We start from the raw sequence: 25,919 nt of genomic DNA on the forward strand, positions 1-25,919 counted from the left end.
TGAGAGTTGTGTCGAAGGAAGTCCGTCAGATTGTGGTCGGGTCCGTATTGGGGCCGTAAAACACGTCCTGCCAGTCGCGGGTCACGTGGGTTCCCCACTCGATGTCGAGTTCGGGAAGCTCACGGTCCATCGCGTACTGCACGCTGAGCGCGGGGATGTTGGCTCCCGCACCGACCGAAGCGGTGACCGACCGGGAGATTCGCGGGTGGACGTCGACGAGTTTCGGCGTCCCGTCGGCGGTGTATTTGAACCGGAACGTGGCGTTGTACTCCAACCCGAAGAGCGAACAGAGCTCGTGCGTGTCCCGGAGGAGCTCCGGGTTCTTTTCGACGGTGCCGACGAACGAGGTGTCGTCGCAGGTCGCGGCGTGCGACCGTGAGACGAGAACCGGCGTCTCGTCGTCCCGGACGAGGGCGTCCACGGTGTACTCCTCGCCGGGGAGATGCTCCATCACGATGAGTTCGGGGAACTGGACTGTCTCCTGGAGGACGGGAAGCACGTCGTCCAGCGTCGTCACGGTGCTGTTCGGTTTCTGGTTCAACAGCGCGTTGAACCGGTCCATGTCCGGGTCGAGGACGCGAAAGCAGCGCCTGTCGTTGCTGACGGGGGGCTTGAAGCAGACGCGGCGGTCGGGGTAGCCGAGCGCGTGGACCGCGTCGAGAAACTCGTCGAACGAGGAGACGCGGTAGAACTCGGGTGCCATCGGGTGGGCCTGCTTGACGAGTTCGTCGTACAGCCGCCCTTTGTCTCTGGCAATCGAGAGCGACTGGGGCGAGACGGCCATCACTTCGATACCCTCGCTCTCGAAGGCGGGCTTCGCCTCGGAGAGGGCCTCGACTTCCGCCGCGTTGAGGGGGAAAATCACGTCGGCGTTCTCGCGGCGCGCGACCGAACGCAGCTCGGAGACGAACGCGTCGGCGTCGCCGGCGGGGACCGTCTCCGCCGTGTCGACGAGGCTGAAGCCGTAGGCGTCCGGGTCCGTATCGACGCCGACGATGTGGGCGTCGAACGCGTCGGCCCGGCGAATCGCCTTGATGATACCCGAAGCGCCGAAGGTACCGGCACCGGTCACCAGCACGGTCACATCGCCGTCCCGGCTCGACGGTCGGACTGTATCCAGCAGTGTCATCGAGACGAGACAGACACCAACGGCCCCTTATTATATAGCAGATAAAAGGCGTGAACCGTCGAAAATCGACGTGTTCGTCCGGGGACGACCCGGCCGGTAAACGAGCGAGAGACGCGCGTTCGAGAGGCGATTCGACGGCCGCTACTCGACGGCCGCGAGAACCCGTTCGACGATGACGTCCGTCGCGTCCACGTTCTCTTCGAGGAGCCGCTGCCGACGGGCCTCCCAGTCGGCGTCGGTCGACCGCAGGATGTCGACCGCCCGGTCCGCGGCGCGTTCGTTCCGGTGCTCGCCGTGGTAGCCGAACAGCAGGTCGAACGAGGCGAGGTCGCGCATGAGCCCGGGGTTCGCGCTGTGGACGTAGACGGTCGGCGTCCCGAGCACGGCGCTCTCGGAGGCCATCGTCCCGCTCTCGCCGACGAAGAGGTCGGCGTACGCGAGCACGTGGTGGATGAGGTGCGGGTCGATGGTGATGGCGTACCCTTCGAGTTCGGGCGGGAGCGCGTCGTCCTCTGCGGAGATGAGTACCGTCGCGCCCGCGTCTTCGAGGCGACCGACGAGGTCGGTGAGGCCGTCGAGGCCCTCGTCGCCGATGTCGTGCGCCGCGCCCCAACTGACCAACCGGACGACCGCGTACGTGTCGTCGGCGTCGACCGGCAGGCCGTCGAGCGCCGCCGGGTCGGGGGCGAACCGGTCGGGGTGGAGGTACGCGAGTTCGTGGTAACTCGGGTACCGGTGGTGGTTCGAGCCGGCGTCGTCGCGGTAGCACTTCGGGGTGGCGACCTCGTCGGCGAAGGGGAACGTCAGCGCGTTCGAGAGCGTCGCGTGCTCCGTGTCGGTGAAGACGACGCACTCGGCGCCGACGAGTTTCGCGACGTGGGCGGCCTCGAACCCGCCGATGGAGGCGACGACGTCCGGGTCGATATCCCGCGCGGCGCGGAAGAGTCGGTACTCGATACCGAGCGTCGAGAGCGCGACGCCGGCCAGCGAATCGCCGCGGGAGCCGACGACCTCGTAGTCGATTCCGTACTCGTCGAGGAGGTCCACGGCGACGTCCTTGTCGAGGGCGCGGACGTGGACCTCGTGGCCGCGGGCCTCGAACTCGTCGATGGCGTGCTTGAAGAAGTGAACGTGCGCGGGGTGCTGAATCGTGATGAGGATGTCCATCGGCGGTGTCTCAGAGCTGCGCGTAGTGGAAGCCGCGCTCGTCGGCCTCGTCGGCGTCGAACACGTCGGCCACGTCTATCATGACCGGGTCCGACCCGAGCGCGGCGGCCATCTCGTCGAGGTCGTAGTCGGCGAACTCCTCGTGGCCGGTCGCCACGACGACGCCGTCGTACGCCTCGAAGTCGACCGACTCGACCACGTCGATGTCGAAGACCGCCCGCGACTCGTCGGGGTCGGCGTGGGGGTCGTAGCCGACGCAGTCGACGTGGAACTCGTCGAGTTTCTCTATCATCGTGCTCACGTCGGAGCTGCGGATGTCGCCGACCCCCGGCTTGTAGGCGAGTCCGAGGACGAGCAGCCGCGTGTCCTGGAGGACGCGGCCCGACTCGTTGATGGTCTTGACCGCCTTGCGGGCGGCGTGAACCGGGACGTACTCGTTGATTTCGCGCGCCTGCAACACGAGTTTCGGCGAGAAGCCCTCGCGCTTGGAGCGGTAGGTGAGATAGAACGGGTCGACGGGGATGCAGTGGCCGCCGACGAATCCGGGGGAGTAGCCGTCGTGGAAGTTCCACTTCGTCCCCGCGGCCTCCAGTACGTCCTTGGTCGTGAGCCCCATGTGGTCGCACGCGACGGCCAGCTCGTTGACGAGCGCGATGTTCATGTCGCGCTGGACGTTCTCGATGACCTTCGACGCCTCCGCCGTCTCGATGTCGGGCGCGCGGTGGATGCCGGCGTCGACGATGCTCCCGTAGAGGTCGGCGAGGCGCTCGCGGACCGCCTCGGAGTCGGCACCGACCACCTTGACCACGTCCTTGACGCTCCGCCCGGTGTCGCCGGGGGACGCGCGCTCCGGCGAGTAGCCGACGAACACGTCCTCGCCGACGGCGAGGTCGGACTCGGATTCGAGCGCGGGCACGAGGACGGACTCGGTCGCCCCCGGATAGACGGTGGATTCGAGGACGACGGTCGTCCCCGGAGAGACGTGCCGACCGATAGTCTCGGCCGCGGATTCGACGAACTTGAGGTCGGGATTCTCCATGCTGTCGACCGGGGTCGGGACCGTCACGATGACGAAGTCCGCGTCCGAGATGTGTGTCGCGTCCGTCGTGAACAGCACGTCGGAGGCCGCGACGCCCTCGTCGGTCACGTCGCCGGTGGGGTCCGTCCCCGCCGAGAGCGTCGAGACCTTGTCGGGGTCGACGTCGTAGCCGATGACCGACTTCCCGGCGCGGTCGAACTCGATGGCCAGCGGCAGGCCGACGTAGCCGAGGCCGACGACGCAGACGGTGTCAGTCATGGAGACCGATTCCCTCGTAGTCGACTCGTTCGTGGTCGCGGTACTCCGTCGCGGCCTGCCGGCCGTCGACGAAGACGACCGGGCGGTCGTCGGCGGCGAAGGCGGGAACGTCGAGGTGGTCGAACGACTCGTGGGCCGTCACGAGGACGATGGCGTCCGCGGACAGGTCGTCGCTCGTCACGCCGCGCATGACCGTCGCGCCGGCCTCCTCGAAGACGGCGGTGTCGTCGAGGATGGGGTCAGTGGCGACCACGTCCGCGCCCGCTTCGTCGAGGTGTTCGACGACGGGGAGCGCCGGCGTCTTGCGAATCTCCTCGACGCCGGCGCGGTACGTGAGACCGAGGACGAGAACGGTCGCGTCCTCGGGGGCGACGCCCTGCGCCGCCAGTCGGTCGAGCGCCGCCTGCGCGGTGACGTGCGGCATCTCGTCGTTGACGGCGCGAGCCGTCTCCATGAGCGGCGACCCCGTCTCGAACTCGTTGATGAGGAACTGCGGGTAGTACGGGATGCAGTGGCCGCCGACGCCCGCGCCGGGCGTGTGAATCTCGCAGAACGGTTGGGTGTTGGCCACGTCGATGGCCTCGGTCACGTCGATTTCGAACTCGCCCGCGTGGGTCGCGAGTTCGTTGGCGAGCGCGATGTTCACGTCGCGGTAGACGCCCTCGAACACCTTGACCGCCTCCGCGGTCGTCGTGTCCGAGACGGTGATGACCTCGTTCGAGGATATCTGGTCGTAGACGAGCGACGCGGCGCGGGCGCTCTCGTCGTCGGCGCCGCCGACGACCTTCGGGTACGCCCCGCGAATGTCCTTCAGCGCGCGCCCGGAGGCGGTCCGCTCGGGGCAGAACGCGAGGCCGAACTCGCCGAGCGAGAGGCCGCTCTCGGATTCGAGAAGCGGGAGGAGCGCGTCGCGACAGGAGCGCGGCGGGAGCGTCGATTCGAAGACGACGAGGTCGCCCTCGTCGAGACCCTTCCCGATGTCTCTGGCGACCGCCTCGATGACCGAGAGGTCCGGCCGGCCCGCCTCGTCGACGAGCGTCGGGACGATGACCACGTGAATGCTCGCCTCGGCGGCGACCTCGCGCGGTTCCGTGTTGGCGACGAGCGCGCCGTCCTCGACGAGTTCCTCGACGAGGTCGTCGAGCCCGGGTTCGCCGACGATGTGGTTCCGTCCGGCGTTTATCTCGCGGACGACGTCGGTGTCGATGTCCGCGCCGGTGACGTTGCCGGTGGTCTCGGCGTAGACGGAGGCGAGGGGAAGCCCCATCTTGCCGAGGCCGTAGACGCCGACCGGCACGTCGCCGGACGTGAGCGCGGCTATCTGTTCGTCTTCGGAGCGTTCGGAGCCGTAGATGGTCGTGACTGAAGATTGCGTGCTCATATGGTGTTCGCTCCCTGAAGCTTCGCCGGGAGTGGGCGGTGTTCGGCGGGCGTTCCGACCGCGAGCGTCTCCGGCGGAACGTCCTCGGTGACGGTCGCGCCGGCGGCGACGAACGCGTTCTCGCCGACGGTCACGCCGGGGAGGATGGTCGCGTTCCCGCCGACCGAGACGCCGTCTTCGAGCGTTGGCCCGGTCATCTCGACGTCCTGCCGGACCGGATACGGGTCGTTCGTGAGCACCGCGCCCGGCCCGACGAACACGTCGTCGCCGATGTGCGTGTGAGTCGGAACGTAAACGCGGGTCTGGAGACTCACGTTCGACCCGATGGTCGTGGTGCCGTCGATGACGGTGTCGGTGCCGACGACGACGTTGTCGCCGATTCGGGTGTCTTCGCGGACGAGCGCGTCGTGACCGGTGACGAAGCCGTCGCCGATGGTCACGTCGCTGTAGACGATGGTCCCCGAGCGGATTCGGGCGTCGTCGCCGACGATCGTCTGCTGTGAGTCGTCGCCGGCCGGGTACCCGAGGGTGACGTCGTCGTCTATCTCGCAGTTTGAGCCCGTGACGTACAGGTTCATGTCTGAGCCGAATCGGCGGTCGTCTCGGCCTCGCCGGAGGGCGACCCGTCGCCGTCCGACCGGAGGGTGGTTGCGAGCACGAACAGTGCGACGAGCGCCGCGAGGAGTTTGGTTTTGGTGCGCATGTGTTGGTCACGCCGCGGACCGTGTGGCCCGCGATTCGAAACGGAGGTCACGCGAAGCGGCCATTATTATCGGGACGATAAGCCCGCAGACGCCCCGAGACGGCGGGAAACGAGTCGTTCCGGCCGTGCGAACGCTCACCAACCGGCGTCGGAATTCCTCGATTTTTCGGAGCGTCACCCCCGGAGCGCCGCCGTCGACGCAGTCAGCTATCCGCCCTTATCAGACCGCTAAGCCGCTCTTTCGCCCGATTTCGAGCGTGAACGGTCGCGGCCATTTTTCAACACGGCCTGTCAAGGCGCGGGTGATGAAGTCGTCTACCCGTCTTTGGACACTCGACGTACTCCTCGTCGTCGCGGGGTCTATCGCCGCGCTCGCGGTGGTCATGCTCGGTCTCTCCGGGTCCGTCGTCCGGAGTCTGTTCGTCGTGCCGCTCATCGTCCTCTACCCGGGATACGCGCTCCTCGCCGCGGTGTTCCCGGAACGGCGGTCGGACGTCGAGTCCGACACCTTGGGCGACGAGTCGGCGCTGACGCGACCGACGCGTCACACCGCCGGACTGCTCTACTCCGTTCGACTGGTCCTCTCGGCGGCGTTGAGCCTCGCGCTCGTCGCCGCGGTCGCGCTCGTCACCAACCTCGTCGGACAGGGGTTCGACGCGAGCATCGTCGCGCTCGGCGTGTTCGGCGTGACGATGTTGTTCACCGCGGTCGCCGTCGCCCGGCGCATGCTGCTGCCCCCGGACGTGCGGGCCGGAGCCCCGCCGCTCAGTACCGTCCTCGGGAGCGTGGCGTCGACCGCCGGAGCGGTCACGTCCCCGCTTTCCTCCGAGTCGCGGAGTTCGCCCGTCTCGCTCGCCGTCAACCTCCTCGTGGTCGTGAGCGTCGTCGCGTTCCTCAGCAGCGTCGGGTTCGCGATGGTCGAGACGCAGGCACCCGAGTCGGACTTCACCGAAGCGTACCTCGTGACCCAAAACGGGTCGGACTACGAGGCCAGCGGCTACCCCCAGCAGCTCAGTCCGGGGGAGTCGGTCCCGGTGACGCTGGCGCTGGAGAACCACGAACACGAGTCGACGACGTACACGGTCGTCACGGAGCTGCAGCGGCTCGACAGGACGCCGAACGGGACGCGAGTGGTCGAAGAACGCGAACTCGACCGAACGCGAGCGTCGGTCGGGGACAACGAGACCGCCTACGTCCAACAGGACGTTCGACCGACGATGTCCGGCGAGTCGCTCCGACTCGTCTATCACGTCTACAAAGGTGACGCTCCGGACGATGCGAACCGCGAGAACTCGTATCGGACCGTCCAACTGGTCGTTTCGGTCAGTGACGGTGGCGGCGGTGACAACACCGCGCAACTCGGTCGGCCGGATTCGATTGGGGGGGCCTCGGCCTGATGTGGCCGTGGGAGCATCTCGTCTTCGGCTACGTGCTGTACTCCCTCGCGAACCGCGCCGCGTGGGGCCCGCCAATGGGTGACGCGGCCGGCGTCACCCTCGCGCTGATGACGCAGGTTCCCGACCTCGTGGACAAGCCGCTGTCGTGGACGCTCGGCGTCGTCGCGACGGGGTACGGCCCGGCGCACTCGCTCCTCGTCGGCGCACCGCTCGTCGGACTCCTCGCGGGGGCGCTCTGGACGCGGAACAGGGCGAAGCTCGCGGTCGCCGCGGTCGCCGGGTACGGGTCGCACCTCGTCGGCGACGTGCTCGCGCTCCGGGCGAACGGGCCCAACGTCGGGCGGGTGCTCTGGCCGGTCGCGCCGCGGGAGCCGTACTCGAACGACCTCGGCTTCGTCCAGCGGTTCGCAGAGTACTTCCAGACGTTCCTCTATCAGATGCTGAGCCCCGAGAACACGGGGCTCGTCGTCGGTTACGCGGCCGTCTTCGGGGCGGTCGTCCTGCTGTGGGTGCTCGACGGAACGCCGGGGCTTCGGTGGGCCCGCCGCGCCGCCGACCTGCGCCGCTGATTCGCGGTCCGTCTTGTAACGGATGACGAGAATATAATTTGACAAAAGCGACCCTGAGCAACAGTTGCATCCCTAATCAACGCCGTAAAGGGACATTCTGTTTGAATAATACGATAAACGCTAAAAATACTCATTACACAGAGGCAGAGACGTTCTCTCGATGCGGAATCAGCGCGCAGAAGAGCGCAGGAGGACAGTCTCTCGGAGACAGCTACTGAAGGGCATCGGCGGGGCGGCCGCGGCCGTTTCGTTCGCCGGGACGGCATCGGCCGACGGCGACGACGACTGGTACAACGTCGTCGACGAGGGGGCCGACCCGACCGGCGGGGAGTCTATCAGCCCGGTCTTAGACGACATTCAGTGCGACGACGGCACGGTTCTGTATTTCCCGGAAGGCGAGTATCTCATGGACGACGCGTTCCGTCACGTCGATTTTCGGGGGTTCGAACTGCGGGGGGATAACGCGACTATCGTCCCGGCCGCCGACTACGACGGCAGGTGGTTGTTCAAGTTAGGAACGTTCGAGCAACCGGGGGAAGACCTGGTCGTCGAGGGCTTCGAGTTCGACTTTACCGCCGACGACACGGGGCTTCGCGTCGTCCAAGCGCAGGTCAGAGACGACCTCCTCGCGAGGGACCTCTCCGTCGTCGGCCAGCACGACAGCGGGAAGTACGGCCCGTTCGCGTTCGACGTCACCGACGCGTCGGGTATCGGCACCGTCCAGAACATCAGGATTCCCGACGGCGGCGAGTTCTCGGACAACACGCCGGGCGACATCGACGTGGGGCCCACGGGAATCATCGTGTCGCCGTACCACGACGGCAAGCTCTGGGTGCGCGACTGCGAGGTCGGCGCCTGGCCCGACAACGGCCTCTACTGTTCGACCGAGGGCGGTCGCGTCGTCGTCGACGGGGGCGTGTTCAAGAACAGCAACATCTCCAACATCCGGCTCTCGGGCGATTACAGCTCGATTCACGGCGCGACCGTCATCGTGGACGACCGCCGCACCGACGACACGAACCAGCGGGGCATCCGACTCGACGGCGGCGCGTACAACTGGATAGACGACACCGTCGTCCGAATCGACGAGCCGAACGGGCGCGCCATCAGCGTCCAGAACGACGTCGAGTGGGCGCGGATTCAGAACTCGAGCGTCATCGTCAACGGAGACGTGCCGACGAAAGCGGTCACCGTCTCGCCGGGGGCCGGGAGAATCGATATCATCAACACCGATATCGAGTTCAACACCAGCGGTCACGCGCTCGTCGTGGGCGGACCGAGCAGCGCCGACGCGGACCCGGTCTACGTTCTCAAGTCGAGCGTCGGCGGCTCCGGCGACGGGTCGAGCGGTCGGCACGCGGTCCGACTCGAACGGGGGAACTGCACGCTCGACCGCTTCGACGTCGAGCAGACCGGCGGCGACTACCGGCGCGCGGTCAAGGTACTCGGCGACGGCAGCACGTTCGTCTGGGGTGACTACGACACGAGCCACATTCCGCTGGTCAACGACGCCGACGGGACGACGTTCCGCGGCATCACCTCCGAATCGCACGACGACTACGAGGGAATGAAAGTCATCGACGGCTCGACCGGCGTCGACGTCGCCGAGTCGGTGATTCACAACGGCGTCTGGGAGTACGGCGACGTCGACGTCGCGTACGACGGAAACTGGTTCTGAGCCGCGACGGTCGGTCCCGAGTCGACTCCGCGTCGCGGCGGGCGCGGCTACCTTCTCACCGCTCGCCCGGACGGAGTCACGGCGACAGGGTCGCCTCGATGAGTCGCGAGATGGCCCGACGAATCCGCTGTGAGACCCCCGACTTGGAGATGCCGAGGATGGCTGCGAGTTCGCCCTGCGAGGACCGCCGCGGAACCTCGAAATAGCCGTGTTCGTGGGCGACGAGAAGCGCCTCGCGCTGTCCCGGGAGGAGCGCCGTCTCGGAGCCCACGTCGGTGTCGCGGGCGACGTGGAGGCGCTTTACCCGGAAGGAGATGTCGTTGTCGTGGTAGTGTTCTTGGACGCGGTGCAGCGTCGAGTGAGCGGGGAGGTGCATCTGGATGGACCACCTGCCGTCCTCGTGTCGAACGGAGATGACTCGAACGCCCATCTCGGTCGAGGACGGGGGAATCAGGCGGACGCCGCTCCCGAAGAGGACGCGAAACCGGCGGTCGGAGCCGACGGAGCCGAGGAAATCCGCCTCTATCACGGTCGGGTCGACGACGAGGGACGCCCCGACTGAATCGACGGGACCCTGTTCGACGACGACGAACGCGCAGTCCCAGCCGAAGCCCTCGGTCGGTTGAAATTCGAGTTCGACCGGCCCCCGGTGTCCCGTGACGAACGACGAGAGAATCAGCCTCGGGTCCTCGAGCGTTATCTCCAAGTATATCGGTCGAGCGTCGTCGCCCCTGCGGTCCTCGTGCATCGCCTGTTGTTCGATAATCGGAACGGGTTATTATGCGGATGATAAGCGTCTGTGGCCGCGTCTCAGCGGATTCGCTCCCGTACCTGTCGGCGGGTTGTGAGCAACTACGATGCCCATAATAACGACACCGAAACGTCCACAGTTCGGTAGGACTCCGACTACAATGTACAAAGACAACTCAATCGCCGTCGTCGTGCCGGCCTACAACGAAGCGGGCTACGTCGGGGACGTCATCGACACCCTCCCCTCGTTCGTCGACCTGGCCTACGTCGTCGACGACGGGTCGACAGACGGGACGTGGGACGAAATCGTGACGCACGCCGACGCGTTCAACGAGGACCACACCCCCGAAGCGACGGCGTACGACGACGTGGTCGTCCCGATTCAACACGAGGAGAACCGCGGGGTCGGCGGCGCGCTCAAGACGGGCTACCTCCACGCGCTGGAAGACGAAGTCGACATCACGGCCGTCCTCGGCGGCGACGGGCAGATGAACCCCGACGAGCTGGCGAAGTACCTCGACCCCATCGCGGAGGGCGACGCCGACTACGCGAAGGGCAACCGGTTCATGGAGCAGTCGGACCTCGACGCCATGCCGGGCTATCGACTCGTCGGCAACTCCATCCTCTCGTACCTGACGAAGTTCGCCAGCGGCTACTGGAAGACGATGGACCCGCAGAACGGCTACACCGCGATTTCCCACGAGGCGCTGCGGCAGGCCGACATCGAGAACATGTACGAGTACTACGGCTACTGCAACGACCTGCTCGTCAAACTCAACGCCGAGAACCTCCGCGTCGCGGACATCGCCTGCTCCGCGGAGTACCTCTACGACGACGACTGGAAGAGCCACATCAACTACGGCGAGTACGTCCCCCGCGTCTCGGGCATGCTGCTCCGGAACTACTTCTGGCGGCTGAAAAACAAGTACATGCTCCGCGACTTCCACCCGCTCGCGGCGTTCTACTACCTCGGAACCGTCATCGCGGGCGTCGCGGCCATCGGCCTCATCGGCTCGGGGCTGACGGGTGGCGGTGACGGCGACTCACGCGGCCTCGGCAGCTGGGCGATCGGTCTCCTCTTCGGAATCACGTTCCTGCTTTTCGGCACGGTCCTCGACCACGACGACAACGAAGCGCTCGAGATTCGGGTCGACGACGACACCTACGAGACCGAGGTTCCGAGCGAGTAACCCGGATGGAATCGGGGGCCGAAGGCCGCCGAAATCCGCGGGCACACTTAAAGGCTGAACATGTGAAGCCGGGAACGTTCGTGAGTATACGACGTTCTTGGTTGTATGAGATTCACGCAATCTGACGATACCGACGCGAATGACTCCCGCGGCCCGAAGTTCACGCGGCGCTCGTATCTCCTCGGAGCCGTCGGCACCCTCGCGGTCGGAAGCTACCTGTCGCACCCCGTCAACAGCGTCGAGGCGAACGCGATGAGCGTCGACGTTCCGCAGGCGTACCTCGACCGGTTCTCGAACGTCGTCAACGTCGTCGATGCGGGGGCCGACCCGAAGGGCATCGAACCCATCGACGACGTGCTCTCGCGGCACGTCGCGGACGACACGCTCCTCGTCTTCCCGGAGGGTCGATACCTGATGCACAGGCAACTCCGAAAGACCGGGTTCGAGAACCTCGGGTTCTACGGGCCGAACGCGACGCTCACGCACGGCCGAATCGACGCCATCGACAGCAACGTCGTCACCGAAGGCGAGTTTACCGGTGCGGCCCGGTTCTTCCGGCTCGGCGTCATCTACGCCCCCGGCAAGGACCTCCTCTTCGAGGGGTTCACGTTCGATTTCACCGCCCCGCAGACCGGGATTCGGGCCGTCGAGGCCTACGTCACGGACGGGCTCGAAGTCCGCGACATCACCATCGCGGGCGAACACGACACCGGAACTCTCGGCCCGGCGCTGTTCAGCGTGACCACCGCCGGCGGGACCGGCACCGTCGAGCGGTTCAGCGCGCCCGACGGCGCGGCGTTCACGAAAGACACCATCGGCGACATCACCCTCGGCCCCACCGGGATACTCATCGACCCGAACAGCGCGGGGACGCTCCGCTTCGTCGACTGCGAACTCGGTCGGTTCCCGGACAACGGGCTGTACGTCTCGGGGTCGAAGGGCGTCGTCCACGTGGAGGGCGGGACGTACAAGAACAGCACCGTCTCCTCGATTCGGCTCAAGGGGTACGGCAGCAGTATCCGCGGCGCGACGGTCGTCATCGACGAACTCGTCCCCGGCATCAGCCAGCGCGGCATCCGCCTCGACGACGGGGCCGACCTCCGCATCGAAGACACCACCATCGAGGTCACGGGCTCCGCGGAGAACGCCATTCGCATCCTCGACGACGCACAGACCTCGGTCATCGAGAACTGCAGCATCGTCCTCAACGACGACGAGGGCTGTGCGCGCGGCATTCAGGTGACTCCCGGCGCGGGCCGCCTCGAAGTCCTCGACACGACCATCGACATCCACGGGTCGAACTTCGCCATTTACCTCCAGGGTGACAACGCCCCGGAGGACCCGATGGTGCTCGTCAAGAACGTCACCATCACCGGTTCGGCACCCGGCGACGGCCAGCGCGAGGCGATTCGCGTCGAGCGCGCGAACGCCCGGTTCGAGAACCTGACCGTCCACCAACCCGGCGAGAGCTACCGACGCTGCGCCGAGATTCTCGCGGACGACGCCCTGTTCGTCGGCGGGACCTACGAGGCGACGCACCACCCCTTCATCAACAAGGGCAACCGGACGCGCTTCGACGGCATCACCGCGCGGTCCCTCAGCGGGCGGCAAGCCATGAAACTGTACTCACAGGGGACCGACGTGGTCGTCATGGACTCGGTGCTCTACGGCGGCTACATCGACGGCGGCGCGGAGGGGTTCGTCGTCGACAACACCGAACTGCCACCCGTCTGAGACGAACGAGAGCTTACCGACCCGATAATCATGGGGGTCGGTACGCAACTGCGGGTAACGCATGGACCACGACCGACTGGCCGACAAGGACCTCCTCGTCGTCTCACACGGCTACAAACACTTCGTCAAGTCGCAGGTCGACGTGCTCGCGGAGTACTTCGATTCCGTCACCGTCTGCGTCAGGTACAACTGGTTCGCCGACGTGGCGTCTCGCCTCCCCGTGAGCGGCGGCGAGGGGTTCGGAAAGGACGCCAAAATCGCCACGACGAACGTGCCGGACAACGTGCACGTCATCGAGACGCCGCTTTTGTACCTCCCGGTCGACGCGCAGCGCGAGCACCTCCTCGGACAGCAACACGCCCGGAAAGTCCGCAAGAAACTGGCGGACCACCCCGTCTCGTTCGACCTGATTCACTGCCACATGACGTGGACCTCGGGGTACGTGGGCGCGCGCCTGAAGGAGGAACTCGGTATCCCGTACGTCCTCACCGTCCACGCCAACCGCGACTGGTTCGAAACGCAGCTCGCCTCCGACAACGCCCGGCTGAAGCGGGCGTGGACCGACGCCGACCGACTCGTTCGCGTCAACCGACGCGACCGCTCGAAACTGGACCCCTACAACGGCGACGTGGTCCACATTCCGAACGGCTACGACACCGACGCGTTCGAGCGCGTCTCCACCGCCGCGGCCCGCGAGCGACTCGGCGTCGACGACGACGCGCCCGTCGTGTTCGCGCTCGGGACGCTGAAACCGCGGAAGGGCTTCCAACACCTGCTGCGAGCGATGACGCGGGTTCACGAGTCCGAACCGGAGGCGCGGCTCGTCATCGGCGGGCAGGGCGGCATGCGCGACGAACTCGAATCGCTCGCGGGCGAACTCGGCATCGACGACCGGACCGACCTGCTCGGCTACGTCGACTCGGAGACGCTCAACGACTGGATGAACGCGGCCGACGTGTTCGTCCTCCCGAGCTACAGCGAGAGCTTCGGCGTCGTCCAACTGGAGGCGATGGCCTGCGGGACGCCCGTCGTCGCGACCAAAAACGGCGGAAGCGAAGAGGTCGTCACGAGCGACGACTACGGCACCCTCGTCGAGGGACCGGAGTCGCACGACGAACTCGCCGACGCCGTCGTCGATGCCCTCCGCGGGCCGTGGGACGCGGACGCCATTCAGGCGTACGCGAACGAGTTCACGTGGGAGAACGTCTGCGAGGACATCGCCGACCTCTACGTCGAAGTCCTCGACGAGGCCGAATCCGAGGCCGAGCGACAGACGGTTACCGCCGCGCAGTAAGGCGACGAAGCGAGAGCCGGGTCCCGCTATCTGTTTCTATTCGGTTGACGACCCGCGTAGCACTCGGGGCCCGACGGTCGGCGTCGAAAGAAAATCGAAACGGTCCGTTAGCGCGCGCTTCGACCGGTGAGCGCCACGATTCCGACGAACAGAACCGAGTAGAACCACGGCGACCCGCCGAGCGGAGACGACTGCAAATCGAGCCACTCGGCCGCCGAAAGCGGTTGCGCCATCAGGAGCGTCGACCCGCTGTCGGTCGTGTTCGACGTCGTCGTGGTCTCGGTCGTGTCGGTCGTCGTCGCGGTATCGGTCGTGGTCGTGTCAGTCGTCGTTGTCGTGTCGGCCGTGGTCTCGGTGTCCGTGGAAGTTGTCGTGGTGTTCGTGGTCGTAGTTGTCGTCGTGTCTGTCGTCATCTCCGTCGTGGTTGTCGTCGCGGTATCGGTCGTCTCTGTCGTTGTCGTGGCCGTGTCGGTCGTCGTAGTCGTCGCGTCTGTGGTCGTCGTTTCCGTGTCAGTCGTTGTCGTTGTCTCGGCCGTCGTGGTGGTGTCCGTCGTCGTCGGTGACGAAGTCGTCATCGTCGTTGTCGTCGTGTTGTTCGACGGTGTCTCCGTCGCCGTCGACGTCGAGGTGGTCGTTGTCGTCGTGTTGTTCGTCGGCGTCTCGGTCGTCGTCGGTGACGAGGTGGTCGTCGTCGCCGTCGTCGTGTTGTTCGTCGGCGTCTCGGTCGCCGTCGGCGACGCGGTCGTCGTCTGGTCGTCGCTGTCATCGCCGTCGTCGTCATCGTCGTCGTCACCGCCCCAGAGCCAGCCGCCGCCGTCGTCCGACTCGGTCGTCGTCGTGTTCGACGGCGGACTGGTCGTGTTCGTCGTCGTCGCCGTCTCGGTCGTCTGCGTGGCAGTCTCGGTCGCCGTCGTCGTCACCGGCGTGTCGGTCGTCGGCATCGGCGTGTCGGTGACCGGGGTGGTGTTGTTCACCTGCGGCACCGGCGAGTCGCCGTCGACCGAGGGAGCGATGCCGACGCTCGGGACGCCGACGGCCAGCGCGACGCCGGAGAGCGAAAGCAGGATACCGGCGACGAGAAGGACGCGTTGCAGCGTGTTTTTGTGCCGGTCGGTCCAGGACTCGTCGCCCCACGCGGGACTCCCGGCGTCGCCGCTGGCGCCGCCGCGACGGGCGCGTATCGCGGTGGCGCGGGAACCGACCGGGTCGGGAAGCGAACTCAGCAGGTCCAGCGCCTCGTCGGCGTCCACGGCCCCGACCACGAACGCCACCGTCACGAAGACGAGGAAGCCGACGGCCGGGACGACGACCAGCGCGAGGAGACTGCTCTCGATGGTCATCGAGAGCAGGAAGATCGGCACCCCGGAGATGAACCCCGTCGCGAGCACTCGCACGAGTCGAGCGTCGGAAAACGGCTTGAACCCGAGGTAGCGCGCGCTGGCGAGATTGAACACCGGGAGCGAGGAGTACCCGATGGTCGTCGCCACGGCGGCCCCGAGAATGCCGTGACGCGGGATGAGAACCACGTTCAAGATGATGTTCAGAACCGCCGCGGCGCCGGTCGCCGCGATGAGCGGCTTCATGTCGGCCTTCGCGTGGCTGATTGCGAGGATGGGCCGAACGACCGCGAAGCCGATAGTCCCCGGGAGCAGGATGAGAAGCGGCGTGACGACGGGCATCGACCCCGAACCGAGGTACAGCGGGACGAAGTCCTTCGCGAGCGCTGCCAGCCCGAGCGACAGGAGGACGATGACGAGCATCCCGTATCGGGTGACGCGGGAGGCGATTTCGTTTATCTGGTCGATTCGTTCGTCCGCCCACAGGTCCGAGACGGACTGCACGAGCATCGACTGAATCGACCGGGGAATGACCCAGAGGAACTGGCTGATGACCAGCGCGGACTTGTAGTAACCGACGCGCGTCTCCGTGACGTGGGACGCCAGCATCAGCACGTCGACGTGGTACATCGACGTGAGAAACAGCATGTAGACCACCGAGAGGTGGTTGAAACTGAACAGCTCCTTCGTCGGGAATTCCCGCGGCGTCGTGCTGAAGATGCCGCGAAGCGAGACGTTCTTGCGGACCCACCACAGCGCGAGGAGCGCGACGAGGCTGTTGACGACGATGAGGCCGACCATCAGCCCCCCGATTTCGTACCCGAGGTAGGCGATGCCGATGAGCGCGAGCCGGGTTCCGACCTTGTTGAACACCCGAAGCGGCTCCGAGAGGTGCTCCTGTTTGAGCCCCATCAGGGACCGACGGGCGTACTCGCGGAACTGCGTCGCGATGGTGAGCCCGGCGAGACCGTAGAAGCCGACGACGTACTCCGGGCCGAGGAATCGGGTGACCACGCCGAACCGCGCGGCGGCGGCGAAGGCGAGCGCGGTCAGCACCGCGAGGACCGTCCCGAGGCGGAAGTAGTAGCCGAACACGTGCGTCTGCCAGTCCGAAATCGAGCGGTCTTCGGCGAGGAACTTCCGGGCACCGCTGTTGATGCCGGAACTCATCAAGATAGTCGAGATGCCGAAGACCGCGGTGAGCGTGCCGTAGCGACCGTACAGTTCGAACCCGAGCGTCGTGATGAGAAGCGGCGTGAGCACCACCGAGGACAGCACGATGAAGATGCGCCCCCCGAAGATGGAGAGGAACGCGGTGACCATGTTCCGCTTCATTCACACCACCCGTCGGCGTCGCTCTCGCCGGGCTTCCTCGCCGGCGCGACGCGCGGGGACCAACGTCGTATCGGCCGCGGACCACCTGCTGTTCGGTGATTCGTGTACATAAATAAACGAACGCGGGAGATTAGTCGGAAGACGCTATCTCGATAGAGACCGAGTCGCCGTTCTTGAGGTAGTAGTCGGTCGGGTCGACGGACTCGCCGTTGACGGTGACGTTCGCAGTCGCGTTGTCACCGTCACCGTCGTACGCGTAGGTCGTTCCGTTGTAGGTGACGCCCTCGTCGGTCATGTTGATGCCGTCGAGCGTCGACATGCCGTAGGCGAGCGTGACGTGCGCCGAGTGCGCGTGCCACGGGTTCGCGTGACCGCCTTCGAAGTGGAAGTGGTCGTTGTGACCCGCCTGCTGGTACTTGTCGCGGCTGAAGTCGAGCCGTTCACCGTCGACGGTGAAGTCGATAGTTCCGTGGACGTGGAGCTGTTCCGGCGGGATGTACTCGCCGGGAGTGGTGACGTTCGAGTCGTCGGTCACGACGAGCACCCACACCTTGTCGTCCGATTCGAGCGTGTACTCCTCGGGGTCGACCTCGTGGCTGTCGACGCGGTAGATGAGTTTCGTACCGTTGGTGGACTCCTCGAAGGTCTCGCCGTCGTAGGACAGCGTCGACTCGGTGGCGTCGACGTCGGCCGCGTCGAGCGCCGCCGCGAGCGTCGTGCTCTCGTTGGTGTGCCACGAGTCGACGTCGCTCATGTGGACCGGCGCGTCCTCGTCGAGGTCCTCCGTGAGACTCACGCGCTCGCCGGTGACCACGACGGCCATCTGCCCGGCGTACGCCGCGTCGACCGACGACTCGTCACTGGTGTTCGCCGCCGAGTCGTGGCTGTGTGAGTCGTGGTCGGTGTCGGAGTCGGAGTCGGAATCCGACGACTCGTTCGTCGCGTCCGCGGCCGTCGTCTCCGCGGCCGTCGCGTCGTCCGAAGACGCCGTGTCGTTCGCGGTTCCCTCGACGTCTGAATCCGTCATCTCCGTCGTTTCGGCGGTTTCGTTCGCCGCGGTCGTGTCCCCCGTGTCGCCGCCCGCGAATGACGAACAACCCGCTGTCGTCATCAAGAGCGCGACGAGGAGGGCGATACTCGCACGTTTCAGTGTCTTGGATGGGATATCCATCTCGAACTCGAACGAGACATCACGGCCACCCACCGTTATTATCGACCACGTAGTGGCGGCTTACCGGGCGGATAATTAGTATGAGCGGGGGCGGGTCTACACCCATCGTGATACGCCTCGACACCCGCGGAGGTCGGTCGGATGGACAGTGACGCGCTCGTCACGCTCGGACTGGCTCTCGTGTGTCTGTTCGCCGTCGGGTCGGCGGCCGGGTCCCTCGAATCGGCGGTCGACTCCTCGCCGAGCGAGGCGATCGACCTCGATTACTCCTCGCTCCCGCTCGACAAGGGCGACGCCAACGACATCAAGCGCGAATACCAGACGCTGACGGACAACCCGAGCCAGCAGGAACACGGCGGCGAGCAGTCGTCGCAGTCGGGACAGTCTAGCGCGAGCGGTCCTGACGACGGTGACGACGACTCCACGTCCGACAGTTCGACAGACAGTTCGGACGCCCAGCGCGACCAATCTTCGGGGTCGAACGAGACGCCGGGCGAGCGAGACGGGCTAGAGGCGCTCATCGATGCCCTGCTCGCGCTTCTCTCGCGTCTCGTCGAACTGGTCGTCGGAGTCGTCGCGGTGGTCGCCCTCGCGCTCGTCGCTCGGTATCGAGACCGCATCGCGGCGCGACTGTCGCCGATAGTCGCTCGCTTCCGCGGGGGAGAGTCTCCGGCGGAAGAGCGCGCCGGAGGCGGGGTCGATGCGCCGCCCGAACCGGAGAACGAGGTCACCGAAGCGTGGTACGAGATGGTCGAGCGCCTCCGACTCGACGACCGTCAGTTGCTCACGCCGCGAGAGCGGGCGGCAATCGCCCGCGAGAACGGGGCCGACGCGAACTCGGTGTGGTCGCTCACGGAACTGTTCGAAGAGGTCAGGTACGGCGGCGCGCCGGTGACCGAAGACCGACGCCGCCGCGCGAGGGAGTGTCTCGAACGGCTCGGCCCGTCCGGGGGGCGAGACCAGTCGTGAACCGCCGAAAGATGCTGTTCGGACTCCTCGGACTCGGCTGCCTCGCCGTCGGGACGGTCGCACGCGGGGCGGTCCTCCCGATGGCATCGCTCGTCTCCGAGGCGGGCGGCGACTACGTCCTCGTGGCCGCGCTCTCGGGAGTCGCGCTGCTCGCGTCGCTGCCGGTCATCGCCTCCGGCCGGGAGAGCGAACTGCGGCAGGCCGACACGCCGGACCCGGAAGTTCCCGCTCGGGTCCCGCCCGCGGGGCGCGAGTTCGACGAGACGGTTCGGGGATGGGACTATCGGACGCCCGTTCTCGGCAACAGCGCCCGGCAGCGAGTGAAAACGCGGCTCCGAACGGCGGCCGTCGAGGCGGTGATGCGCGAGCGGAACTGCGGTCGAAGCCGCGCGCGTCAGCTCGTTCGACGCGGCGAGTGGACCGACGACGCCGAGGCGGCGTCGTTCCTCGGGGGTCCGAAACGGTCGACGCTCGCCACCGCGGTCGCCGCGCTTCGGCGACGACAGACGCCCGCCGAGTTCCGCGCCCGGCGGACCGCCGAGGCCGTCTACGCGGTCGATGGAGGGACGGACCGGTGACGACGCCACAACAGACGAACCGCTGGCGCGGCGTCGTCGCCGTCGCGCTCGTCGTCGCGGCCGCCGGGCTACTGGCGAAGCGACAGGAACTCCTCTTGCTCTCGACGGTCGGCGTCGTCTTCGCGGCGTACCACCGGACCGTCCCGATGCCGACGCCGAATCTCACCCTCGACCGCCGGGTCGACACCGCCGCACCGGCGAGCGGCGACGAGGTCGAAATCGAAGTCGCGGTGACGAACGAGGGCGACGAGACGCTGTACGACTGCCGGGTCGTCGACGGCGTTCCCCCGGCGCTCTCCGTCACGGACGGCCCGGCGAGGTGCGGGATGGTGCTTCGCCCCGGCGAGACGCGGACGTTCTCGTACGCCGTCGAAGCCGAGCGCGGGCGGCACGCGTTCGACGACGCGACCGCCATCGTCCGCGACCCCAGCGGCGACAGGGAGGTCGAACTCGACGTGCGCGCCGCGGACGAGACGGAACTCGACTGCACGACCGAGATTACGAAGCCGCCGCGTCGGTCACAGACGCTCGACACCGTCGGCAGCGTCGCCGCGAACGGGACGGGCTCGGGCATCGAGTTCCAACAGACGCGGTCGTACCGCCGCGGCGACCCGGTCAGCCAAATCGACTGGAAGCGGTACGCCGCTTCGGGTGAGTTGACGACCGTCGACTTCAGGGAAGAGCAAGCGGCGTCAATCCTCGTCCTCGTCGACGCGCGGGCGGTCGCCTACAGTGGCCCGCCCGGGGAGACGCACGCCGTCGACGCCGGGGCGTCCGCCGCGGCTCAGTTGACGACTGCCCTGCTGAACGGCCGGAACCACGTCGGCCTCGCCGCGCTCTCGGCCGAAGACTGCTTCCGAGCGCCGGGCGCGGGGCGGGAACACCGACTCCGGTTGCGGAAACTGCTTTCGAGGCACTCGGCGTTCGCCGCGAGTCCGACGGACACGGACGACCCAGTCGACGAACAGGTCGAATCGTACCTCGGTCGGCTCGGCGAACAGACGCAGATTCTCTTCGTCTCGCCGCTCTGCGACGACACCGCCGTCGAAGTTGCGCGCCGGTTCGACGGGCACGGCCACGCGGTCACGGTCGTCTCCCCGGACGCGACGGCGAACGAGACGCCCGGCGAGCGCTTGGCGGCCGCAGAGCGCCGGAATCGGTTGCGGGCGCTCCGGCAGGTCGGTATCCCCGTCATCGATTGGTCGCTCGACGACCCGCTCGCGCTCGCAATCGACGCACAGCGGGGGGTTCGGCTGTGAACGGGGAGATAACCAGACGGCCGGCGCGGCTCAGCGCGGCGCTGTCGTTGTTCGCCGCCGCGCTGTCCGTCTCGCTCGTGAACACCGGCGCGCCGACCGGGACGTTCGTCGCCGTGGTCGGCCTCGTCGTCGCGATGGAGGGCGCACACCGGTTCCGAACGGGGCAGCGACTGCTCGGGACTGCCGGACTGCTCGTCGGCGTCCTCGTCGCGACGGGCGGTGCGGGCCTCGCCGTATCGAGCGCCACCGGCCAGTCACAGCTCATCGAGGCCGGACTCGGACTCTTCGGCGTGTTCTGCCTCGGACTCGGCGTGCTTCCCCTTCGCGGAGCCGGGTCGCGCGGACTGAGTAAACTCGGCTGCGCGTCGGTCCTCTTGGCTGTCGTCGCCGGCGGGCTGTTCCAGACGGCCGACGCCGTGCCCCTGCTCGTCGCGTGCGCGGCGCTCGTCGTCTCGTGGGACGCCGCGGAGAACTCGGTGACGGTGGGCGAGCAACTCGGCCGGGAGGCGAAGACGTGGACCGTCGAGGCGGCCCATTTCAGCGGGACGGCGCTCGTCGGGGGCGTCGCGGTCGGTGCCGGGCTCGTGGTTCGCGACCTCGGGACGCCCGGTCTGCCGCTTCACGCGGTCGCGTTCGTGCTCGTCGCCTTGGTCTTTCTCACGCTCGCTCTCCACGACTGACCGTCGGGACGGAGACTTCGGCGAGCACGTCGTCGACGAGTTGGCTCCGCTCGACGTTGTCGACCGTCGCCTCGGCGGTCGGAACGATTCGGTGGGCGACCGTCGCGTGGACGACGGCTTTCACGTCGTCCGGAATGACGAAGCTCCGGCCGTGGACCGCGGCCGTCGCGCGGACGACCTCGAACAGCCGCTGACAGCCGCGCGGCGAGACGCCGACCGCGACGCGGGGGTTCTCCCGGGTCGCGCGAACGATGTCGACGATGTACTGTTTTATCTCGCCGTCGACGCGGACCGTCTCCGGGACGCGCTGCATCTCGCGGACGCGGTCCGTCGAGAGGACCGAAGAGACCGTCGGCGTGGGCTCGTCGCGCGCGTCGCGGCGGTCGAGCAGTTCCAGTTCGCCCTCCTCGTCCGGGTAGCCGAGGCTGTCTTTGACGAGAAATCGGTCTTTCTGCGCTTCGGGCAGGGGGAACGTTCCCTCCCCCTGTTCGACCGGGTTCTGCGTGGCGATGACGAAAAACGGGTCCGGGAGCGGGTGCGTCTCGCCGTCGACGGTCACCTGCCCCTCGGCCATCGCTTCGAGGAGCGCGGCCTGCGTCTTCGGCGAGGCGCGGTTGATCTCGTCGGCGAGGACGACGTTCGCGAACAGCGGGCCCTCGCTGAACTCGAACGACCGGTCTCGCTCGTCGAACACGTACGTCCCGGTCACGTCGGCGGGGAGGAGGTCCGGCGTGAACTGGATTCGGCTAAACGAGAGGCCGAGCGCCGTGGCGAAGCTCTGTGCGGTCAGCGTCTTTCCCGTGCCGGGAACGTCTTCGAGGAGGACGTGTCCCTGCGAGAGCGCTCCGGTGAGGATGCGCCGAAGGACGGCTCGGTCCACGACGACTGACCGAGCTATCTCGTCGAGAACGCGCGTGCTGTGGTCGTGGAGTTCGCGGACGTCCATACTCCGGAGTCAGCCCAGCCGGCCATTATTATGCGATAGGTAAGCGCGCCACCGACCCGCGCGTTACCTGCTCGATAATAATGCGCCCCCGACGGAGAGTAAGAGGCGATACCCGATGCCGACAGTGAGCGTCATCATCCCCACGTACAACCGCGCGGACGACATCCCGCGCGCCATCGACAGCGCGCTCGACCAGACGCTGTCGGACGTTGAGGTCATCGTCGTCGACGACGCCTCCACGGACGACACAGCGTCGGTCGTCACCGCCTACGACGACCCGAGAGTGAACTACCTCGTCCACGAGACGAATCAGGGTGGAAGCGCCGCCCGGAACACCGGAATCGAGGTCGCGACCGGCGACTACATCGCGCTCCTCGATTCCGACGACGAGTGGGCAGAGACGAAGCTCGAACGGCAGGTCGAGACGCTCGAACGACGGTCCGACGAGTGGGTCGCCGCGTACTGCGGGACGATGATTCTCGACGACGCGGACGCCAACCCGCTCGTGGAGCGCGTCAAGTCCGTCCTCGGAACACACGACTCCCGAGAAGGGGCGGAAGGCGGCGAGGAACTCATCAAGGAGATTCTCATGGAGAACCTCCACACCAGCGCGGGCTCGACGCTCGTCGTCGAGTCCGAGGTGGTCGAGCGAATCGACGGGTTCGACGAGTCGTTCGACCGCTACCAGGACACGGAGTTCCTCATCCGCGTCCTGAAGGAGGGAAAGCTCGCCTACGTCGACGAACCCCTGTTGCGGCGGTACCCCTCCGGCGGACCGAGCGCGGACGCCGTCCGGCGGGCCAACGCGCACTTCCTCAAGACGTTCGCCGAGGAGGTCGTCGAGCTAGAGACCCGCGGCTACGACGTGACCGGCACCCACCAGTACGCGCTCGCCGCGCAGTACCTCCGCGAGGGGCGGTTCGACGCCGGACTGGCGTACCTGCGCGCGGGCTCGACACCCGGACCGGCGCAGCTCCCCGGTCTCGTCTACAGCGTCGTCAGAGGCGTTCAGAACAGAGTGGGCGCGTAACGCGGGGTGAAACCGGGGGAAGCCGAGTCGAAACGGCGAGACGACGCTCGAGTCACTCGTCGAACGGCGACCCCGCACCCTCGGGCATCGACCCCTCTTCGGCGACGATGTTCTGTCGGCCGACAGATATCTTCTCCACCGTTCCGAGCTCGTCCATGCTCGAAAGCAGTCGACTGACCTTCGATTTCGACCAGCCCGTCTGCTCGACGATTCTACTCTGGTAGACCCAACCGCCGTTGTCGCGGAGCAGTTGGATGACTTTGTCCTCGTCGGTCAAGACGGGCTGTGACGACTGCTGGAGTTCGTCCCGGTCGAACTCCGGCGGCGTCGATGGCGAGTCCGATTCGTCGTCTCCGTCGTCCGTCTCGGTCCCGACCGGCTCGAACAGCTGCGGCGCGGACACCGGCGCTTCGAGCTGGTACTCCGACGAGGCGAGGAACCAGCGGCCGCCGACGGCGACGACGCCGAGCAGCGTCCCGCCAGTGAACACGAGCATCGGGGTGGTGCTGCCGTCGGTGGGGTCCGTTCCGAGCTTCCGCTCTAGCCCGTCGTTCAGTCCGTCGCCGTCCGTGTCGGGGTCGACGGGGTCGGTCCCGTGTTCGTACTCGTACCCGTCGTCCAGTCCGTCGCCGTCCGTGTCGGCGGTGCTGTCGTTCGGCGGCGTCCCGAGTCGCATCTCGACGCCGTCGGGGATGCCGTCGCCGTCCGTGTCGGGGTCCGTCGGGTCCAGCGAGTTCGACAGTTCGGCCGCGTCGTTCAGTCCGTCGCCGTCCGTGTCGGGCGTCGTCGGGGACGTCCCGTAATTTTTCACCTCGGCCCCGTCTTGGAGGCTGTCCTTATCGGTGTCCATGAGGAACATCGAGGTGTTGTTGGACAGTTCGTTCGCGTTGCTGAGTTTGTCGCCGTCGATATCGCCGTCTTTCCGGAGTATCGTGATGTTGACCGTGTCGCTGGCAATCTGCTCCGACTGCCCCGGGAAACTGTTCCAGAGGACGACGGAGACGTTGCTCGAGCCCTCGAACTCCGAGAGGGATTCGTACGAGAACTCGACGGTCTGCGTGCCGGACGAGACGCCCTTATCGGTGCAGTCGACCCGGTAGCCGCTCTCGTTTCTCACACACACCTCGTAGATGTTCGACTCGTTCGGGGCGTCGAACTCGACCGAGAGCGTGTTGCGTTCGGACGCCCAGAGGAACGTCGACTCCCTCGGCTGGTCGACCGGAACCGTGTTCGTGAACGCTCCTTCGATGGCCGTCTCGTTGGTCGTCTCTTCGTCCATCGCCATCACCGGTGCGGGAAGGACCGCGCCAGTGAGAACGAGCGCGACCAGAACGAACACCACGCGGGCGTACGACATGGTTATCGGAGAGTCACCTCGATTCGGGCGCGTCGGCTCGGGGGCGACGTGACGTTCGCTCGGCTCGCGGGAGGCCATTGAGAGGCTCCACCGGGTGCTCGCGAACGAAGAGGGCGCGCGTCTGAAATCATTGGGGCCAATTTTGCGCTGTATCGATGATTCTAGTTCAACAATATGAATCTCACGGCCTGTTATGACAGCTGGGCAGTAGCTATCTATCTGGATAGTTCGAGTCGAGAGACGGATAAATCACCCTCGATATAGCGGGTACTTAGGTCGGAACCAGACGAACGGCGTGCGTTGCGCGGTAGAACTCGAAGAGCGTTATTCTTCGTCGCCCGTCTCGAAGTTGTCGAGAACCTGCCAGAACGTGAGCGCCGTGTAGACGCTCATGACCGCGAGCGCGACGAGCAGGTGAGGGATGGAGCCGAACCCGAAGAGGCCGAGCCCCGATGCACCGATAAAGAGCGTACTCAGCCCCGAGACGGAGAGGTAGTACGCCCCCCACGGTCGCTCGGACTCGCCGTCCGTCTCGTCGTCGTCATCGTCGGGGAGTTCGAGGTGAGCCGCGAGCTCGTTGGCGAGGGGCGTCTTCTCGACGATACCCCTGCTCTGATTGTAGTCGATGACGCCCTCTTCGTCGAGTTTCGGGAGGTGCGCTTGGTAGAGGGCGATATAGACGCGCTGGCGCTGGTCGGACATCAACGCCTGAACCGTCGTATCGTGCTCCCACGCGGCGACCTGCTCCGCGATGTCCCGCATCTGAACCGGTCCCTCGCGGTCGCGCAGGTATTCGAGAACCTTCCGACGGCGCTCGTTCTGGAGCAGGTGGTATATCTCGTCTTTCCCAAGTTCCGTGTTCTGCTCGGCCGAATTCGTATGCTGGTCGATGAGCGCGTTCTCGGTACCGTTCACTTGAGTGGTCATGCTCGCTCCAACCGTTACTGTGGCCCCAAATAAAGCGTCAA

23 protein-coding genes are annotated in these 25,919 nt (G+C 66.6%); 11 read left to right on the forward strand and 12 right to left on the reverse strand.

The window, feature by feature from the left end; genetic code table 11:
• Positions 1–25 precede the first annotated feature (25 nt).
• The 6 genes from DEQ92_RS16215 to DEQ92_RS24430 form a co-directional block, all read right to left on the reverse strand.
• On the reverse strand, positions 26–1,129 hold the full coding sequence (locus DEQ92_RS16215) for an ATP-grasp domain-containing protein (RefSeq protein ID WP_233516884.1): 1,104 nt from the start codon (positions 1,127–1,129) through the stop codon (positions 26–28).
• A 141-nt stretch (positions 1,130–1,270) separates the two neighbouring features.
• Entirely contained in the window at positions 1,271–2,296 is a 1,026-nt protein-coding gene (locus tag DEQ92_RS16220; protein ID WP_115805813.1) for a DUF354 domain-containing protein, read from the reverse strand.
• Between the two features lie 10 nt (positions 2,297–2,306).
• Positions 2,307–3,593, reverse strand: coding sequence for a nucleotide sugar dehydrogenase (locus DEQ92_RS16225; protein WP_050460241.1), 1,287 nt, complete (start codon positions 3,591–3,593; stop codon positions 2,307–2,309).
• On the reverse strand, positions 3,586–4,974 hold the full coding sequence (locus tag DEQ92_RS16230) for a nucleotide sugar dehydrogenase (RefSeq protein WP_115805812.1): 1,389 nt from the start codon (positions 4,972–4,974) through the stop codon (positions 3,586–3,588). Before DEQ92_RS16230 ends, DEQ92_RS16225 begins: the two co-directional genes overlap by 8 nt.
• Positions 4,971–5,552: an acyltransferase gene (locus DEQ92_RS16235; protein ID WP_004977883.1), complete on the reverse strand. Its 582-nt coding sequence runs from the start codon at positions 5,550–5,552 to the stop codon at positions 4,971–4,973. The genes DEQ92_RS16230 and DEQ92_RS16235 overlap by 4 nt, the downstream gene beginning before the upstream one ends.
• Positions 5,549–5,677, reverse strand: coding sequence for a hypothetical protein (locus DEQ92_RS24430; RefSeq protein WP_255564070.1), 129 nt, complete (start codon positions 5,675–5,677; stop codon positions 5,549–5,551). The genes DEQ92_RS16235 and DEQ92_RS24430 overlap by 4 nt, the downstream gene beginning before the upstream one ends.
• Positions 5,678–5,982: 305 nt before the next feature.
• Here DEQ92_RS24430 and DEQ92_RS16240 point away from each other — a divergent pair, with 305 nt between their 5' ends.
• The 3 genes from DEQ92_RS16240 to DEQ92_RS16250 all read left to right on the forward strand — a co-directional run bounded on the left by DEQ92_RS16240 (position 5,983) and on the right by DEQ92_RS16250 (position 9,321).
• A complete protein-coding gene (locus tag DEQ92_RS16240; protein ID WP_115805811.1) occupies positions 5,983–7,074 on the forward strand; it encodes a DUF1616 domain-containing protein in 1,092 nt (363 codons plus the stop codon).
• Positions 7,074–7,643: a metal-dependent hydrolase gene (locus DEQ92_RS16245; RefSeq protein WP_004977888.1), complete on the forward strand. Its 570-nt coding sequence runs from the start codon at positions 7,074–7,076 to the stop codon at positions 7,641–7,643. Before DEQ92_RS16240 ends, DEQ92_RS16245 begins: the two co-directional genes overlap by 1 nt.
• A 160-nt stretch (positions 7,644–7,803) precedes the next feature.
• Positions 7,804–9,321 (forward strand): hypothetical protein, encoded by a 1,518-nt coding sequence (locus DEQ92_RS16250; protein WP_004977890.1) that lies wholly within the window; start codon positions 7,804–7,806, stop codon positions 9,319–9,321.
• 76 nt (positions 9,322–9,397) lie between these two features.
• Here the strand turns inward: DEQ92_RS16250 and DEQ92_RS16255 are convergent, their stop codons facing one another.
• The gene (locus tag DEQ92_RS16255) at positions 9,398–10,069 is read right to left on the reverse strand and encodes a helix-turn-helix domain-containing protein (RefSeq protein WP_004977892.1); all 672 of its coding nucleotides are present in this window, start codon (positions 10,067–10,069) and stop codon (positions 9,398–9,400) included.
• A gap of 163 nt (positions 10,070–10,232) precedes the next feature.
• Between DEQ92_RS16255 and DEQ92_RS16260 the strand changes: the two genes are divergently transcribed.
• The 3 genes from DEQ92_RS16260 to DEQ92_RS16270 all read left to right on the forward strand — a co-directional run bounded on the left by DEQ92_RS16260 (position 10,233) and on the right by DEQ92_RS16270 (position 14,289).
• Positions 10,233–11,261: a glycosyltransferase family 2 protein gene (locus DEQ92_RS16260; protein WP_004977894.1), complete on the forward strand. Its 1,029-nt coding sequence runs from the start codon at positions 10,233–10,235 to the stop codon at positions 11,259–11,261.
• Positions 11,262–11,366: 105 nt separating this feature from the next.
• Positions 11,367–12,995 (forward strand): right-handed parallel beta-helix repeat-containing protein, encoded by a 1,629-nt coding sequence (locus DEQ92_RS16265; RefSeq protein ID WP_115821130.1) that lies wholly within the window; start codon positions 11,367–11,369, stop codon positions 12,993–12,995.
• Between the two features lie 61 nt (positions 12,996–13,056).
• Positions 13,057–14,289, forward strand: a complete 1,233-nt coding sequence (locus DEQ92_RS16270; protein WP_115805809.1) for a glycosyltransferase — start codon at positions 13,057–13,059, stop codon at positions 14,287–14,289.
• 107 nt (positions 14,290–14,396) lie between these two features.
• Here DEQ92_RS16270 and DEQ92_RS16275 read toward each other — a convergent pair whose 3' ends face one another.
• Positions 14,397–16,961, reverse strand: a complete 2,565-nt coding sequence (locus DEQ92_RS16275) for an oligosaccharide flippase family protein (RefSeq protein WP_199522762.1) — start codon at positions 16,959–16,961, stop codon at positions 14,397–14,399.
• Positions 16,962–17,091: 130 nt separating this feature from the next.
• Complete coding sequence (locus tag DEQ92_RS16280) at positions 17,092–18,132, reverse strand: hypothetical protein (RefSeq protein ID WP_115805830.1); 1,041 nt, start codon at positions 18,130–18,132, stop codon at positions 17,092–17,094.
• Between the two features lie 141 nt (positions 18,133–18,273).
• Between DEQ92_RS16280 and DEQ92_RS16285 the strand changes: the two genes are divergently transcribed.
• From DEQ92_RS16285 to DEQ92_RS16300, 4 genes are read left to right on the forward strand one after another with little or no spacing between them, the layout of a single operon-like run.
• Positions 18,274–19,101 (forward strand): DUF4129 domain-containing protein, encoded by an 828-nt coding sequence (locus DEQ92_RS16285; RefSeq protein ID WP_115805807.1) that lies wholly within the window; start codon positions 18,274–18,276, stop codon positions 19,099–19,101.
• On the forward strand, positions 19,098–19,679 hold the full coding sequence (locus DEQ92_RS16290) for a hypothetical protein (RefSeq protein WP_233510456.1): 582 nt from the start codon (positions 19,098–19,100) through the stop codon (positions 19,677–19,679). Before DEQ92_RS16285 ends, DEQ92_RS16290 begins: the two co-directional genes overlap by 4 nt.
• On the forward strand, positions 19,676–20,938 hold the full coding sequence (locus DEQ92_RS16295; protein WP_004977908.1) for a DUF58 domain-containing protein: 1,263 nt from the start codon (positions 19,676–19,678) through the stop codon (positions 20,936–20,938). The genes DEQ92_RS16290 and DEQ92_RS16295 overlap by 4 nt, the downstream gene beginning before the upstream one ends.
• A complete protein-coding gene (locus tag DEQ92_RS16300) occupies positions 20,935–21,618 on the forward strand; it encodes a hypothetical protein (RefSeq protein ID WP_115821131.1) in 684 nt (227 codons plus the stop codon). Before DEQ92_RS16295 ends, DEQ92_RS16300 begins: the two co-directional genes overlap by 4 nt.
• Here the strand turns inward: DEQ92_RS16300 and DEQ92_RS16305 are convergent.
• A complete protein-coding gene (locus DEQ92_RS16305; RefSeq protein WP_004977911.1) occupies positions 21,596–22,564 on the reverse strand; it encodes a MoxR family ATPase in 969 nt (322 codons plus the stop codon). The genes DEQ92_RS16300 and DEQ92_RS16305 overlap by 23 nt on opposite strands.
• A 115-nt stretch (positions 22,565–22,679) precedes the next feature.
• Here DEQ92_RS16305 and DEQ92_RS16310 point away from each other — a divergent pair, with 115 nt between their 5' ends.
• The gene (locus DEQ92_RS16310; protein ID WP_115821132.1) at positions 22,680–23,594 is read left to right on the forward strand and encodes a glycosyltransferase family 2 protein; all 915 of its coding nucleotides are present in this window, start codon (positions 22,680–22,682) and stop codon (positions 23,592–23,594) included.
• A 52-nt stretch (positions 23,595–23,646) separates the two neighbouring features.
• Here the strand turns inward: DEQ92_RS16310 and DEQ92_RS16315 are convergent, their stop codons facing one another.
• Positions 23,647–24,951, reverse strand: a complete 1,305-nt coding sequence (locus DEQ92_RS16315) for a helix-turn-helix domain-containing protein (RefSeq protein WP_115821178.1) — start codon at positions 24,949–24,951, stop codon at positions 23,647–23,649.
• Between the two features lie 324 nt (positions 24,952–25,275).
• Positions 25,276–25,878 (reverse strand): hypothetical protein, encoded by a 603-nt coding sequence (locus DEQ92_RS16320; RefSeq protein WP_115805804.1) that lies wholly within the window; start codon positions 25,876–25,878, stop codon positions 25,276–25,278.
• Positions 25,879–25,919: the final 41 nt, after the last annotated feature.

It is taken from the genome of Haloferax sp. Atlit-6N (assembly GCF_003383195.1).
Taxonomy (GTDB): Archaea; Halobacteriota; Halobacteria; order Halobacteriales; family Haloferacaceae; genus Haloferax; species Haloferax gibbonsii.